This window comes from Acinetobacter sp. JADD-222 (genome assembly GCF_049310645.1).
Map to the genome: position 1 here is coordinate 209,272 of NZ_JBMOWI010000001.1, position 14,643 is coordinate 223,914.

Here is a 14,643-nt window from a genome sequence, read left to right on the forward strand (position 1 = left end):
TAATCGTGATCGAGACCTTTAATGGCTGCTTTTAACGTTGAACGCATTACTCATGTTCACCACTGGAATGACACTCTTTTCAGTTTTAAAACTACACGCGATACCAGCTTACGTTTTAAAAATGGTCAGTTCGTAATGATCGGACTTGAAGTGAATGGCAAACCGTTAATGCGTGCGTATTCGATTGCAAGTGCAAACTACGAAGAAGAGTTAGAATTCTTCTCAATTAAAGTACAAGACGGTCCTTTAACTTCGATTTTGCAAAAAGTACAAGTTGGTGATGAAATCTTAGTTTCTAAAAAACCAACAGGTACTTTGGTTCATGATGACCTTTTACCAGGTAAAAACTTATACCTTTTATCTTCTGGTACTGGTCTTGCTCCATTCTTATCAATTATTCGTGATCCAGAAACTTACGAACGTTTTGAAAAAGTAATCGTTGTTCACGGTACACGCTATATTTCTGAATTAGCTTATCAAGACCTTATCTTGAACGAATTACCAAACCATGAATTCTTTGAAGAGTTAGGTATTAAAGACAAGCTTGTTTACTACCCTACTGTTACTCGTGAACCTTTCCACACTCAAGGCCGTGTAACAACTGCAATTGAAACTGGCGCTTTATTTGAAAAAATCGGTTTACCACGCTTCAACCGTGAAACTGACCGTGCAATGCTTTGCGGTAGCCCTGCATTCTTAAAAGATGTGGCTGCATTACTTGACCAACACGGTTTAGTTGAATCACCTCGTATGGGTGAAATGGGCGACTACGTCATTGAACGTGCGTTCGTAGAAAAATAATTTTTTCTAGAAATAAAAAAACCGAGGCAAAGTCCTCGGTTTTTTATTTCTGTTTTTATAACTTAATTGTGCCATCGATACAGGTGACAGCGGTTCCACCCACCAAAATTTTATCTTGATACAATTCAAGTTGAAGTTGTCCGTCTCGACCTACCGCCCCACCTTGTGAAGAAAGTACGACATCATTTTGTGCAGGAAGAATCCCATAATAACGAATAAATGAAGCTACGCTACCATTACCACTACCACAAACAGGATCTTCATTTATTCCACATGAAGGGGCAAATGAACGAACTTCTATGTGTTTTTGTTCATCATTATTTTCATGAAAACCAAAAACTGTCGCACCCGTAACTTTCATTTCTAAATCATGTTCTTTTAAAGCGGCAAAGTCTGGTTGGCTATCTAGAACAGCCTCAGCATTAACAGCTTGTAATACAATCCAGCGCGCCCCTACATCAACCAATGCAGCGTTCCATTGAGTATTAATTTCACATTTTAAAATTTCTGCTAATTTCTCAGTATGCATAGCATCTAGTGGAGTAATTTTAGGCTTAGGGAGTTCAAATGAAATATGACTTGACTCACTCACGGTCAGAGTCACTAAACCAGCACCGCACTGCTGTACCAGCTTACCTTCTTTCGCTTTAATTAGACCCGCCTCAAGCAAAGCATAGGCAGTACCAATTGTAGGATGGCCTGCAAATGGCAACTCACTTTGCGGAGTAAAAATTCGAACCTGATAATCAGCTTGAGAATCGGTCGCAGGGAGTACAAATGTGGTTTCAGAAAGATTGGTCCAGTTCGCAATGGCTTGCATCTGCTCAGACGTTAAAGTGCTGGCGTCCATAATGACCGCAACAGGATTTCCTTTAAATGCTTGTGAAGTAAAAACATCAACTTGTTTAAATGCAACAACAGACATAGACCCACTCCTACTGATTTTGTAATTAAAAAATTATGGCTATTAAGTCCTCACCATTTCTTGATCTTACTGATTTATTTTTAATGGTCACAGTATCAGTTAATATTAAAAATAATAGACACAGTTGTTAAAAATAGATTCAGATTAAATGGATAAATCTATAAAACTAACAATATTTGAGATAATTAAGAGATCACTATAAAGTGTATCCATTGCTTTGGCTTTTTAATGAATTGACATGTACAAATATAAAAAAGTGAGTGATGACCTCACCCTGCAAATTCAAAATGGCAGGCAACCTGTGGGTTCTCGGTTGCCATCAATTCGAGATTGTGCCCAGCATTATCAGGTTAGTATTAATACCGTAAAAGAAGCTTATCGCCAGCTTGAAGATCAAGGTTTAATTTCAGTTCGTCCACAGTCTGGCTACTATGTTTGTCATGCTCCTTCAAACTTATTAGAACTCGAAGAGCGTTATGTCAGTGAAGAAAAAGTATCTCTTTCAGGAATTAGCTGTTTTCTCGCACAAATTGTTAAAAAACAAATGGACCCCGACTATGTCAATTTGGCCCTAGCTTGCCCTTCTGGGGAAAATTTTTATCCAATTGAGCGCTTAAAACGCTTAACTGCTCAGGTGTTGCGCTCTCAATCAGATATTTTTAAAAGCTATACCTTGCCGCCCGGTTCTATACGTTTACGTACTCAAATTGCTAGGCGAAGCTTACAGCTAGGTATGTTTCTTTCAGCAGATGATATTGTGCTGACTCATGGCACGATGGAGGCTTTAAGTCTTGCGATTATGGCAACCACTCAAGCGGGTGACAGCATAGCGCTTGAGATTCCAACATTTCACAACCTGTACCCACTCCTCCATAATTTAGGCCGAAAAATTGTAGAAGTGCCGACCTCACCACATACAGGTATGTGCCTAAATGCTCTTGAAGAACTATTAAAATCTCAAAGTGTACAAGCCATTTTAACCATTCCAACAGGACACAATCCTCTCGGTTTTAGCATGCCTGAAAGTAACCGTCGTCGCTTGGCAGAGTTAGCTAATCAGTTCCAAGTTCCTGTCATTGAAGATGCGATGTATGCCGAATTGCAACTCACCGAGCCCCTCTTACCCAACATCAAAGCGTTTGACCAAAACGGATGGGTTTTGGTGTGTGCTAGCTATACCAAGACTGTAGCACCTGATTATCGGATTGGTTGGTTAGAAGCTGGGCGCTTTCGTAATATTGTGCAGCAGCTTAAATTTACAACCACTGTTGCAGAGCCAGCTTTACTCACAGAAACTTTAGGACTTTTCTTAGAGAATGGTGGTTATGACCTGCATTTACGTCAACTCAAAAAACGCTATCAACAGCAAATTGACACCATCAAATCTTATATTTGTCGCTTTTTCCCAATCGGTACCCGAGTCAGTCGTCCGCAAGCGGGATTTATTTTATGGTTAGAACTACCCGAATCAATTGATACCCTAGAACTGTTTCACCAAGCAATGGACGAAAAAATCTTATGTATGCCCGGAATTTTGTGTTCGGCTGATAAACGTTTTAGTCATTGTTTACGAATTGCAGCTTGTTTTGAGTTAAATCCCAAAATGTTAAATGCTTTGATGCGCTTAGGAGAGCTAGCAAAAAATATGCTGCCCGTACAAAAGGATAATGATCAAATCCCTACTAATTCAGTAGGTTGAATCCAAAATATAGAGTTAATAAAATAAAACCATATATTTTTTATGCCTTTTATTTTATGAAAACCGAACTCCTATCTCCCGCAGGTTCACTAAAAAACATGCGCTATGCATTTGCCTATGGTGCAGATGCCGTATATGCAGGCCAACCACGTTACAGTTTACGTGTGCGTAATAATGCTTTTGATCATGACAATTTAAAAATCGGAATTGATGAAGCGCATGCTTTGGGTAAAAAGTTTTATGTTGTGGTGAATATTCAGCCACATAACAGCAAATTAAAAAACTTTATTCGTGATCTTGAGCCGATTGTAGCGATGCAACCAGATGCTCTTATTATGTCTGATCCGGGCTTAATCATGATGGTGCGTGAGCATTTTCCAGAAGTACAAATTCATCTATCTATTCAAGCCAACGCAATTAACTGGGCCACTGTTAAATTTTGGAAAGATTACGGCTTAAGCCGTGTCATTTTATCTCGTGAGTTGTCATTAGAAGAAATAGAAGAAATCCAGCAACACGTACCAGATATTGAACTCGAAGTTTTTGTACATGGCGCACTATGCATGGCCTACTCAGGTCGTTGCCTACTTTCTGGATACATGAACAAACGTGATGCCAACCAAGGTGCTTGTACCAATGCTTGTCGTTGGGACTATAAGTTGCATGAAGCCCAAGAAGATGCAAACGGCGATGTAATTCCAGTCACTCAGCTCAACACCTCAGAAAAGTCGTGCTGCTCATCAGCACAATCAGAGACAACTTCAGCTCAAACTTTGCTTGTACAACGTAATGATGAAGACATGTTTGCTGCCGAAGAAGATGAACACGGTACTTATTTTATGAACTCTAAAGATTTACGTGCGGTACAGCATGTAGATCGTTTAACCAAAATGGGCATCGCCTCACTGAAAATTGAAGGCCGTACTAAATCGTATTTTTACTGTGCGCGTACTGCTCAAATTTATCGAAAAGCTATTGATGATGCTTTAGCAGGTAAACCCTTTGACCCAAGCTTAATGACCCAACTCGAAGGTTTGGCAAACCGTGGTTATACCGAAGGCTTTTTAAGACGTCATGTGCATAGCGAATATCAAAACTATGCTGATGGTTCATCGCATTTCGACTACCAACAATTTTGTGGAGAGGTTTTAGAACGTCACGGCGATTATATTCGCATTGAAGTTAAAAACCGTTTTGTGGTGGGCGACTCACTTGAGCTGATGACGCCTCAAGGTAATATCACCTTTACTTTAACCGAAATGCGCGATTTAAAAGGTAACCCAATTACCGATGCTAAAGGTTCGGGGCATTTTGTTGAGATTCCACTTTCACAAGATGTTGATGTTAGTTATGCCCTACTCATACGCAATTTGCCGCATGCTAAGGAAAACATTACTGCCTCTACCTTAGCTTATTCAGCGAGTTAAATATGGCGCTTTTGATTACAAGTGACTGCATCAATTGTGATATGTGCTTACCAGAATGCCCGAACATCGCCATTTTTGAAGGCAACAAAGTTTATGAAATTGATCCACACCGTTGTACCGAATGTGTAGGCTTTTATGATGCACCCACATGTAAGGCGGTTTGCCCTATCGATTGCATAAAACCAGACCCTGCACATATTGAAAATAAAGAGCAACTGCTAGAGAAATTTAAGGATTTAAATATACTCGGCGAATCTATCTCTTAAAAAGTCTATCGAGGATCAGGCTAAGGTGGCTGATCCTCTTTTTATGACTATACAGATCAATGATTAAATAAATGAATAAATAGCTTAAGCCACTTTGCTAATGATAAAATCAAATGATCAGTTCAGTTTGTTTTACTGGTATTTTTGTACCCCAAAAATTGCACAATCGTTAAAACTGGTCTAACCATTTCAACATTTCATATAGATTGATTAAAACTCTTTCTGGCGTAGCTCCCCATGTCTTATCTTTATTTAGCAATTGCGATTGCTTGTGAAGTCATTGCAACTTCAGCCTTAAAAGCATCTCAAGGTTTTACTGTTCCCATTCCGTCCATCGTTACGGTGGTGGGCTATGCAATTGCTTTTTATTTATTGTCGCTGACGCTAAAAACAATTCCGATCGGGATTGCATACGCTATTTGGTCGGGTGCGGGTATTATTTTAATTTCTGCAATTGGCTGGATATTTTACAAACAGCATTTAGACTTGGCGGCCTGTATTGGTCTTACTTTAATGATTGCAGGTATTATCATTATTAATGTGTTTTCTAAAAATACCCATTTATAAAAATATAATTAAAAAGCAACCGAGTACGATGAAACTCTTTTTATAAAAAATTTCACCTTACTCGGTATGAACAGCTTATTTCAAACTGCCCGTCAAAAATTGTTTTAAACGCTCACTTTTCGGGTTATTGAGTACTTCATCAGGATGGCCCTGTTCCTCAATTTTCCCTTGATGCAAAAAAATCACTTGATTAGATACATGACGTGCAAAGCCCATTTCATGTGTCACCACAATCATAGTACGTCCTTCTTCAGCCAAACCCTGCATTACTTTTAGTACTTCACCCACCAGCTCTGGATCAAGCGCGCTGGTTGGTTCGTCGAACAACATAACTTCTGGTTCCATAGCCAAAGCACGAGCAATCGCTACACGTTGCTGCTGACCACCAGATAAAAATGCCGGATATTTACTTTCAACACTTTCAGGTAATCCAACTTTACGCAGATATTTGCGTGCACGCTCTTCAGCTTCAGCACGTTTTACCCCAAGTACGTGAATGGGCCCTTCAATGACATTTTCCAGCACTGTCATGTGAGACCATAAATTAAAATGCTGAAATACCATCATGAGCTGCGTACGCATTTTTTGTAGTTGCTTTGGTTCAACTACTTTTAAATTGCCTTTTTTATCAAAGACTGTGCGTAGTTTTTCACCATTGAGCTTAATCGTGCCATTGCTCGGTTGTTCCAAAAAGTTAATGCAGCGGAGTAAAGTACTTTTACCTGAACCCGATGAACCAATAATACTAATCACATCACCGGCATTTGCATCAAGTGATATTCCTTTAAGCACTTCATGATCGCCGAATTTCTTATGTAAATCGCGAATCACTAGTTTTGCAACTTGTTCCATTTATGTCTCCTAATGATTCGATGGCTTTAAAAATGCCAACCAACGTTTTTCAAGCTTACGAAATAGTCCAATCAAAATAAAAGCCAACACTGCATATAACACCGCGGCAATTCCAAAAGCATTGAAGGTGTCATAGGTTGCCGCATTCACATCACGCGCAATTTTTAAAATGTCAGGAACAGTTGCTGTAAATGCAATGGTTGTCGCGTGCAACATTAAAATGACTTCATTGCCGTAAAATGGTAAAGCACGGCGTAACATCGACGGAATGATAATGCGAGTGTATCGTTTCCATTTCGACATACCGAAAGCTTGTGCAGCCTCAATCTCGCCATGTGGAATAGAACGAATCGCCCCAGCGAAGATTTCAGTGGTATATGCACCAGTATTGAGCGCGAATGCCAAAATGGTGCAATTTATACCCTCTCGAAAAAAAGCATCAAGAGTCTGGTGTTCATGGATGTAATCAAAGCTGTAAATACCTGAATAAATAATCAGCAGTTGGATGTAAAGTGGTATGCCACGGAAAACATAGGTATATAACCAAACTGGGCCACGCAACCAAAGGTTTTCCGATACTCGTGCAAGTGACAAGGGCACAGCGAGAACAAAACCAATGCCAATAGAAAGCACCAATAACCAAGTCGTCATCGCTACGCCAGTCATTTGCAAACCATCGGTCCAAAGGTATGCCTGCCAATATTGTTGAAGGATTTCAATCATAATTGTCCCTTCCTCACACCAGCAGAATAACGACGTTCAAGCCACATTAAAATCAGATTCGACACGGTGGTAATCGCTAAATAAATGGCAGCAGCCACGATGCTAAAAAAGAACAGTTGCATGGTACTTCTACCTGCATCTTGCGTAATTTTTACAATGTCAGTCAGGCCAATAATAGAAACTAGTGCGGTCGCCTTAATTAAAACTTGCCAGTTATTACCAATACCAGGCAGCGCAAAACGCATCATTTGAGGGAATAACACTCGATGAAAAACCTGCCAAGGAGTCATTCCATAGGCCATTGCTGCTTCAATTTGGCCTTTTGGAACCGATTGAAATGCACCACGAAAGGTCTCGGTAAAATATGCACCATAAATGAACGCTAAAGTAATCACACCCGCCACAAATGGGTTGATATCAATTTGGTCCATTTGCAGTGCTTCAGTAATTTGGTTGAGACCCAACTGCAAGCTATAAAATAACAGCAGCATAATCACCAAGTCAGGTACACTTCGAATTAGCGTAGTGTAAGCGGTTGCTATATAACGTAAAATTTTAATACTAGAGAGTTTTGAGCTCGCACCAATTAAGCCAATAATCACAGAAAGTAAAAGTGACAACAACGCAAGCTGTATGGTCATCCATGTCCCGCTGAGCAGGAGTGGCCCAAAGCCAGAAAAAAACATGACTCATCTTCTCCTTAAAAACAATATCTAATATTGATGAGATGAGAATAGATCTAAAAATGTCGGCTTAAAGCCGACATTTTTCACATCATTAGTAAATGCTAAAGGAGAAATATTTTTTCTCGAGTTTTTTGTATGTACCATCTGCAATGATTGCAGCGAGTGCTTTATTAATATTGGCTTTTAAATCCGCATCTTCTTTGCGTAAACCAATAGCTGCGCCTACACCTAGTGTTTTTGCATCAACCACATTACCACCAGCAAAACTGAAGTTTTTACCTTTTGGTTGTTTTAAGAAAGCGCCATCAACCATAATTGCATCTTGTAAAGTTGCATCCAAGCGACCTGACATCATGTCTTGATAAATCAAATCTTGGACTGGATAAGGTACAACCGTTACACCTTTTGGCGCCCAATAGGTTTTAGCATAAGTTTCTTGAATTGTGCCCTGTTGTACACCGACACGTTTACCTTTCAAAGAGGCAGCGGTAGGTAATAAAGGCGAGCCTTTTTTTGCAACCATACGGGTTGGTGTATTGTAGATTTTGCTACTAAATGCAATTTGTTTTGCACGCTCATCAGTAACGGTCATTGATGAAAGAATGCCATCAAATTTTTTCGCTTTAAGTGCTGGAATCATCCCATCAAAAGAGTTTTCAACCCAAACACATTTGGCTTTGAGTTTTGCACAAATTGCATTACCCAAATCAACATCAAAACCAGTTAACTTGCCATCTGGTGTTTTATATTCAAACGGCGCATAAGACGACTCAGTACCAAAACGAATCACCTTCCAATCCTTTGCTTGAACATTCGTCGCAACAGCAGCCAAAACTAGGGTTGTTGAAACGAACATTTTTTTCATAAAGCTTGCCATCTTGAAGCTTCTCCTTAAAATCCTAATAAGGTGATAAAAATTTGAGCAATTTCTAAATTACTCTTCTGCCGAAAGAATTGCAATTTCTATACCAGTAAATTAAGGATTTATGAAGGTGTCTGAATAATGGATTGTATTAACTGTTTAAATGTTGAAAAATCACTCAAATTTTAAGTTAGTTTTTGAGTGTGTAAGCTTCAGCAATATTATGCTGCTCGACCAAAGTACGAATTGTATATTCATGACCAGTTTCTTTATCACAGGCAAATTCACATTTTTGATCTAAGGACATTGAGCAACCACTCAGCAATGGACAACCTGCAAACAATTCGGCGACCCAATCTACAAACACTTTTACTTTAAGCGATAAATGACGATTTTGAAGATAAACTGCTGAAATCGGCATTGGCGCCGGCGTCCACTGAGGCAATACCTCTTTTAACAAACCCGATTCTAAATGGTTGGTGAGCATATAACGTGGGCCTTGAATTATACCGAAACCCTGCAAAGCTAAGTCGATATAAGCATCACCGTCATTTACAGAAACACGTCCACGTACTGACACACTTTTAATTAAATCATCAACCACAAAGTCCCAATCAAAGTTGCGTCCGGTACGGCTTGAAAAGAAGTGAATCGCTTTATGATTTTTCTGTAAATCTTCAATTGAAGTGGGCTCGCCATATTTTTCTAAATAAATCGGTGAAGCAGCTGTTGCACACTGGAAAGTTCCAATACGACGCGCAATTAAGCTTGAATCTTTTAATTCACCGACCCGAATTGCACAATCGACGGCCTCTCCCACCAAATCTACAGGTCGGTCGTTAAGGCCAATTACTAAATCAATATCTGGATAGCGTGCATGGAAATCGCGCAGCCTTGGAATTAAAATCAAACGTCCAATCGATACAGGCACATCAATACGAAGCTGACCTCTTGGTCCCCGCTCTGCATCATGAAAGGAAGATTCAATATCGGAAACATCCGCTAAAATACGGGCTGTCCGATCATAATATACGGCACCATCCGGTGTGAGACTGATTTTTCGTGTTGTACGATTCAACAGACGAACTTGTAAATGTTTCTCTAAAGCTTGAATGGTTGTCGTCACAGAAGCACGCGGTAGGCCTAAACTGTCAGCAGCTAAACTGAAACTATTTGTTTCGACAACTTTGTTAAATACTTTCATCGCATGAAATAGATCCACACGCACACTCCTATCAATCAATGCATTTTTTAATCAAATGCACCAATTGTTATAAAAATACGAATAGTGTTATCGAATTTAATATATTTATTCGTGATTGACAAACTTTTATGCTCCGTCCATCCCATAAACCCTGTTTCTCCCATACGGACCACAACTAAAAGTCTGAAAACAGGTATCCAAATAACTAGGAGCACCTCATGTCATTTTCCCGCAAACAGTTCGCACTGTCTGCCATCTTTGTTGCCCTTTTAGCAACAGGAGGCAGTTTTATGTTTTTACATGAAAATGCCGATGCAAAAGCTGCACCGACCTCTGCCCAACAAGCTGCAACTGTTGATATTTCTAATGTCATCAGCAAAACTATTACCGACTGGCAAGAATACTCCGGTCGTTTAGAAGCAATTGATCAAGTCGATATTCGACCTCAAGTTTCCGGCAAACTCATTGCCGTTCACTTCAAAGATGGCAGTCTCGTAAAAAAAGGCGACTTACTTTTTACCATTGATCCACGACCTTTCGAGGCAGAACTGAATCGTGCCCAAGCTCAACTCGCTTCAGCTGAAGCACAGGTCACTTATACGGGTTCTAATCTTTCTCGTATTCAACGTTTAATTCAAAGTAATGCTGTCTCACGTCAAGAGCTAGATTTAGCTCAAAATGATGCACACTCAGCCAGTGCCAACCTACAAGCCGCTAGAGCAGCAGTTCAATCTGCCCGCTTAAATCTAGAGTACACCCGTATTACTGCGCCTGTCAGCGGTCGAATTTCCCGTGCCGAAGTAACAGTCGGCAATGTAGTCTCTGCGGGTAACGGTGCACAAGTCTTAACAAGTTTAGTATCTGTCTCTCGCCTCTATGCATCTTTCGATGTTGATGAACAAACTTATCTGAAATATATCAGTAACCAGCGCAACTCAGCACAAGTTCCTGTTTATATGGGACTTGCCAATGAAACTGGTTTCTCTCGCGAAGGTACGATCAACTCAATTGACAATAACCTAGATGCAACCTCGGGTACGATTCGTGTTCGCGCGACTTTTGATAATCCAAACGGTGTTTTATTACCGGGCTTATATGCACGAATCCGTTTAGGCGGTGGTCAACCTCGTTCAGCAATTCTGATTAGCCCAACCGCAGTTGGGGTCGATCAAGATAAACGCTTTGTCGTAGTAGTTGATGCTAAAAATCAGACGGCCTACCGTGAAGTAAAACTCGGTGCCCAACAAGATGGTTTGCAAATCGTGAATAGCGGATTACAAGCAGGTGATCGTATTGTAGTGAACGGCTTACAGCGAATTCGTCCGGGTGACCCTGTGACCCCGCACCTCGTTCCAATGCCAAATTCACAAATCACTGCTAGCAGTACTATTCCTCAACCTCAGCCAACAGATAAAACATCAACTCCGGCAAAAGGTTAATCAAATATGAATATTTCTAAATTTTTTATTGATCGGCCGATCTTTGCTGGTGTGTTATCAGTACTGATTTTACTCGCCGGCCTGCTTTCGGTATTCCAGTTACCGATTTCTGAATACCCAGAAGTTGTTCCGCCATCTGTGGTGGTACGTGCTCAATATCCGGGTGCAAACCCGAAAGTGATTGCTGAAACCGTTGCCTCTCCACTTGAAGAATCAATCAACGGCGTCGAAGACATGCTGTATATGCAATCTCAGGCTAACAGCGACGGCAACTTAACCATTACGGTGAACTTTAAACTTGGGATTGATCCAGACAAAGCGCAACAACTGGTTCAAAACCGTGTGTCTCAGGCCATGCCTCGTTTACCTGAAGACGTACAGCGTTTAGGTGTTACTACCTTAAAAAGCTCACCGACTTTAACCATGGTTGTGCATCTGACCTCACCAGATAGTCGCTATGACATGACCTACTTACGTAACTATGCGGTACTCAACGTGAAAGACCGTTTGGCACGTTTACAAGGTGTAGGTGAAGTCGGATTATTTGGTTCTGGGGACTACGCGATGCGCGTATGGCTCGACCCGCAAAAAGTAGCGCAGCGTAACCTCACCGCGACCGAAATTGTGAATGCAATCCGTGAACAAAATATTCAGGTTGCAGCGGGTACAATCGGTGCATCACCAAGTAATTCCCCTTTACAGCTTTCAGTCAATGCTCAAGGTCGTTTAACCACCGAGCAAGAATTCGCAGATATCATTTTAAAAACTGCACCAGATGGTGCGGTTACCCGATTGGGTGATGTTGCTCGTGTTGAACTCGCAGCTTCACAATACGGCTTACGTTCATTACTCGACAACAAACAAGCAGTCGCGATTCCAATTTTCCAAGCACCGGGTGCTAATGCTTTACAAGTTTCCGATCAAGTGCGTAGCACGATGAAGGAGCTTTCAAAAGATTTCCCATCTTCAATTAAATACGACATTGTGTACGACCCGACTCAGTTCGTACGTGCCAGTATTAAAGCGGTTGTTCATACTTTACTTGAAGCGATTGCACTGGTTGTTGTGGTTGTTATTTTATTCTTACAAACATGGCGTGCCTCAATCATTCCATTGCTTGCTGTACCAGTTTCAATTATTGGTACATTCGCGCTCATGCTCGCTTTTGGTTACTCAATCAATGCGCTATCACTGTTCGGGATGGTACTTGCCATCGGCATTGTGGTCGATGACGCGATTGTCGTCGTCGAAAACGTCGAGAGGAATATTGAAGCAGGCTTAAGCCCAAGAGATGCAACTTATCGCGCCATGCGAGAAGTGAGTGGACCAATTATTGCGATTGCTTTAACGCTCGTTGCCGTGTTCGTACCACTTGCATTTATGACAGGCTTAACAGGGCAGTTTTATAAACAATTTGCCATGACGATTGCCATTTCAACGGTTATTTCGGCATTTAACTCCCTTACCCTATCTCCTGCTTTGGCTGCCATGTTACTAAAAGGACATGACGCTAAACCTGATGCATTAACACGCCTTATGAACCGTGTATTCGGACGTTTCTTTGCGCTGTTTAACCGTGTGTTTACCCGTGCATCAGACAACTATGGTAAAGGCGTAAGTCGTGTTATTTCCCATAAAGCATCAGCAATGGGTGTCTATGCAGCACTTTTAGGCTTAACCGTTGGGATTTCTTATATTGTTCCGGGTGGCTTCGTACCTGCGCAGGACAAACAATATTTGATTAGCTTTGCTCAATTACCAAACGGCGCTTCATTAGATCGTACTGAAGCGGTGATTCGTAAAATGAGTGACGCTGCACTTAAACAGCCTGGTGTAGAAAGTGCAGTTGCCTTCCCTGGTCTATCAATTAACGGTTTTACCAACAGTTCGAGTGCTGGTATTGTCTTTGTGACCTTAAAGCCATTCAACGAACGTAAAGCGAAAGACTTATCTGCCAATGCAATTGCTGGTGCTCTCAACCAGAAATATTCAGCTATTCAAGATGCCTATATTGCGGTTTTCCCACCACCACCCGTGATGGGCTTAGGCACCATGGGCGGCTTTAAACTCCAACTTGAAGACCGAGGTACCTTAGGCTATTCAGCCTTGAATGATGCTGCCCAAAACTTTATGAAAGCAGCACAATCAGCCCCTGAACTTGGTCCAATGTTCTCAAGTTATCAAATTAATGTACCTCAACTCAATGTAGATCTGGATCGTGTGAAAGCCAAGCAACAAGGTGTTGCCGTGACAGATGTTTTCAACACCATGCAAATTTATTTAGGTTCTCAGTACGTTAATGACTTTAACCGCTTTGGACGTGTTTATCAGGTTCGTGCACAAGCCGATGCGCCTTTCCGTGCAAATCCTGAAGATATTTTGCAGCTTAAAACCCGTAACAGTGCGGGACAAATGGTGCCGTTATCTTCATTGGTAAATGTGACTCAAACTTATGGTCCAGAAATGGTGGTGCGTTATAACGGCTATACCTCAGCAGATATTAACGGTGGCCCTGCCCCAGGTTATTCATCTAGCCAAGCTGAAGCTACGGTTGAACGTATTGCTGCACAAACTCTACCTCGTGGTATCAAGTTTGAATGGACAGATTTAACTTACCAAAAAATCTTGGCTGGTAATGCAGGACTTTGGGTATTCCCAATTAGCGTATTACTGGTGTTCTTAGTTTTAGCCGCTCAATATGAAAGTCTAACTTTACCTTTAGCTGTAATCTTAATTGTACCAATGGGAATTTTGGCAGCTCTGACAGGTGTCTGGCTGACAGGCGGAGATAACAACATCTTTACCCAAATTGGTCTAATGGTGCTTGTCGGGCTGGCTTGTAAAAATGCCATCTTAATTGTTGAGTTTGCACGGGAACTCGAAATGCAAGGTGCGACTGCATTCAAAGCGGCAGTTGAAGCAAGTCGTCTACGTTTACGCCCAATTTTAATGACTTCTATTGCATTCATTATGGGTGTCGTACCACTGGTTACTTCAACTGGTGCAGGTTCTGAAATGCGTCATGCGATGGGTATTGCAGTGTTCTTCGGCATGATCGGTGTAACGCTGTTTGGTTTGTTCCTAACCCCTGCCTTTTATGTCCTGATTCGCACATTGAACAGCAAACATAAATTGCATTCGGCAGCAGTTCATGAAGCACCTTTATCTACCCCACATGATCATTAAGGAGGA

The 14,643-nt window shown here is 41.1% G+C and carries 13 protein-coding genes; 7 read left to right on the plus strand and 6 right to left on the minus strand.

Features of this window, described 5'->3' with window-relative positions; all coding sequences use genetic code 11:
* Positions 1 to 21: 21 nt before the first annotated feature.
* The gene (locus ACO6UW_RS00995; protein ID WP_002118187.1) at positions 22 to 801 is read left to right on the plus strand and encodes a ferredoxin--NADP reductase; all 780 of its coding nucleotides are present in this window, start codon (positions 22 to 24) and stop codon (positions 799 to 801) included.
* Positions 802 to 856: 55 nt separating this feature from the next.
* Here ACO6UW_RS00995 and ACO6UW_RS01000 read toward each other — a convergent pair whose 3' ends face one another.
* Positions 857 to 1,726: a PhzF family phenazine biosynthesis protein gene (locus ACO6UW_RS01000; RefSeq protein ID WP_002118248.1), complete on the minus strand. Its 870-nt coding sequence runs from the start codon at positions 1,724 to 1,726 to the stop codon at positions 857 to 859.
* A 232-nt stretch (positions 1,727 to 1,958) separates the two neighbouring features.
* Between ACO6UW_RS01000 and ACO6UW_RS01005 the strand changes: the two genes are divergently transcribed.
* The 4 genes from ACO6UW_RS01005 (at position 1,959) to abeS (ending at position 5,685) form a co-directional block, all read left to right on the plus strand.
* Entirely contained in the window at positions 1,959 to 3,425 is a 1,467-nt protein-coding gene (locus ACO6UW_RS01005) for a PLP-dependent aminotransferase family protein (RefSeq protein WP_081037727.1), read from the plus strand.
* Between the two features lie 56 nt (positions 3,426 to 3,481).
* Positions 3,482 to 4,852 carry a tRNA 5-hydroxyuridine modification protein YegQ gene (gene yegQ / locus ACO6UW_RS01010; RefSeq protein WP_057062032.1) on the plus strand — a complete coding sequence of 457 codons (1,371 nt, stop codon included), beginning with the start codon at positions 3,482 to 3,484 and terminating at the stop codon, positions 4,850 to 4,852.
* A 2-nt stretch (positions 4,853 to 4,854) separates the two neighbouring features.
* On the plus strand, positions 4,855 to 5,118 hold the full coding sequence (locus tag ACO6UW_RS01015; RefSeq protein WP_057062033.1) for a YfhL family 4Fe-4S dicluster ferredoxin: 264 nt from the start codon (positions 4,855 to 4,857) through the stop codon (positions 5,116 to 5,118).
* Positions 5,119 to 5,355: 237 nt separating this feature from the next.
* The gene (gene abeS, locus ACO6UW_RS01020; RefSeq protein ID WP_004700493.1) at positions 5,356 to 5,685 is read left to right on the plus strand and encodes a multidrug efflux SMR transporter AbeS; all 330 of its coding nucleotides are present in this window, start codon (positions 5,356 to 5,358) and stop codon (positions 5,683 to 5,685) included.
* A 75-nt stretch (positions 5,686 to 5,760) separates the two neighbouring features.
* Here the strand turns inward: abeS and ACO6UW_RS01025 are convergent, their stop codons facing one another.
* The 5 genes from ACO6UW_RS01025 to adeL form a co-directional block, all read right to left on the minus strand.
* Complete coding sequence (locus tag ACO6UW_RS01025; protein ID WP_005068251.1) at positions 5,761 to 6,537, minus strand: ABC transporter ATP-binding protein; 777 nt, start codon at positions 6,535 to 6,537, stop codon at positions 5,761 to 5,763.
* 9 nt (positions 6,538 to 6,546) lie between these two features.
* Positions 6,547 to 7,260: an ABC transporter permease gene (locus ACO6UW_RS01030; RefSeq protein WP_057062034.1), complete on the minus strand. Its 714-nt coding sequence runs from the start codon at positions 7,258 to 7,260 to the stop codon at positions 6,547 to 6,549.
* Positions 7,257 to 7,946: an ABC transporter permease gene (locus tag ACO6UW_RS01035; RefSeq protein ID WP_005073444.1), complete on the minus strand. Its 690-nt coding sequence runs from the start codon at positions 7,944 to 7,946 to the stop codon at positions 7,257 to 7,259. Before ACO6UW_RS01035 ends, ACO6UW_RS01030 begins: the two co-directional genes overlap by 4 nt.
* A gap of 91 nt (positions 7,947 to 8,037) precedes the next feature.
* Positions 8,038 to 8,823: an ABC transporter substrate-binding protein gene (locus tag ACO6UW_RS01040; protein WP_014207231.1), complete on the minus strand. Its 786-nt coding sequence runs from the start codon at positions 8,821 to 8,823 to the stop codon at positions 8,038 to 8,040.
* A 175-nt stretch (positions 8,824 to 8,998) separates the two neighbouring features.
* Positions 8,999 to 10,030, minus strand: a complete 1,032-nt coding sequence (gene adeL / locus ACO6UW_RS01045) for a multidrug efflux transcriptional repressor AdeL (RefSeq protein WP_014207232.1) — start codon at positions 10,028 to 10,030, stop codon at positions 8,999 to 9,001.
* Between the two features lie 200 nt (positions 10,031 to 10,230).
* Between adeL and adeF the strand changes: the two genes are divergently transcribed.
* Both adeF and adeG read left to right on the plus strand, forming a co-directional pair.
* Positions 10,231 to 11,451 (plus strand): multidrug efflux RND transporter periplasmic adaptor subunit AdeF, encoded by a 1,221-nt coding sequence (adeF, locus tag ACO6UW_RS01050; protein ID WP_057062035.1) that lies wholly within the window; start codon positions 10,231 to 10,233, stop codon positions 11,449 to 11,451.
* 6 nt (positions 11,452 to 11,457) lie between these two features.
* Positions 11,458 to 14,637 (plus strand): multidrug efflux RND transporter permease subunit AdeG, encoded by a 3,180-nt coding sequence (adeG, locus tag ACO6UW_RS01055; RefSeq protein WP_057062036.1) that lies wholly within the window; start codon positions 11,458 to 11,460, stop codon positions 14,635 to 14,637.
* Positions 14,638 to 14,643: the final 6 nt, after the last annotated feature.

Coding starts and splice junctions, on each gene's coding strand:
- ACO6UW_RS00995 (WP_002118187.1), top strand. CDS start 22: ATGGCTGCTTTTAACGTTGAACGCATTACTCATGTTCACCACTGGAAT.
- ACO6UW_RS01000 (WP_002118248.1), bottom strand. CDS start 1,726: ATGTCTGTTGTTGCATTTAAACAAGTTGATGTTTTTACTTCACAAGCA.
- yegQ (WP_057062032.1), top strand. CDS start 3,482: ATGAAAACCGAACTCCTATCTCCCGCAGGTTCACTAAAAAACATGCGC.
- ACO6UW_RS01015 (WP_057062033.1), top strand. CDS start 4,855: ATGGCGCTTTTGATTACAAGTGACTGCATCAATTGTGATATGTGCTTA.
- abeS (WP_004700493.1), top strand. CDS start 5,356: ATGTCTTATCTTTATTTAGCAATTGCGATTGCTTGTGAAGTCATTGCA.
- ACO6UW_RS01025 (WP_005068251.1), bottom strand. CDS start 6,537: ATGGAACAAGTTGCAAAACTAGTGATTCGCGATTTACATAAGAAATTC.
- ACO6UW_RS01030 (WP_057062034.1), bottom strand. CDS start 7,260: ATGATTGAAATCCTTCAACAATATTGGCAGGCATACCTTTGGACCGAT.
- ACO6UW_RS01035 (WP_005073444.1), bottom strand. CDS start 7,946: ATGTTTTTTTCTGGCTTTGGGCCACTCCTGCTCAGCGGGACATGGATG.
- ACO6UW_RS01040 (WP_014207231.1), bottom strand. CDS start 8,823: ATGGCAAGCTTTATGAAAAAAATGTTCGTTTCAACAACCCTAGTTTTG.
- adeF (WP_057062035.1), top strand. CDS start 10,231: ATGTCATTTTCCCGCAAACAGTTCGCACTGTCTGCCATCTTTGTTGCC.
- adeG (WP_057062036.1), top strand. CDS start 11,458: ATGAATATTTCTAAATTTTTTATTGATCGGCCGATCTTTGCTGGTGTG.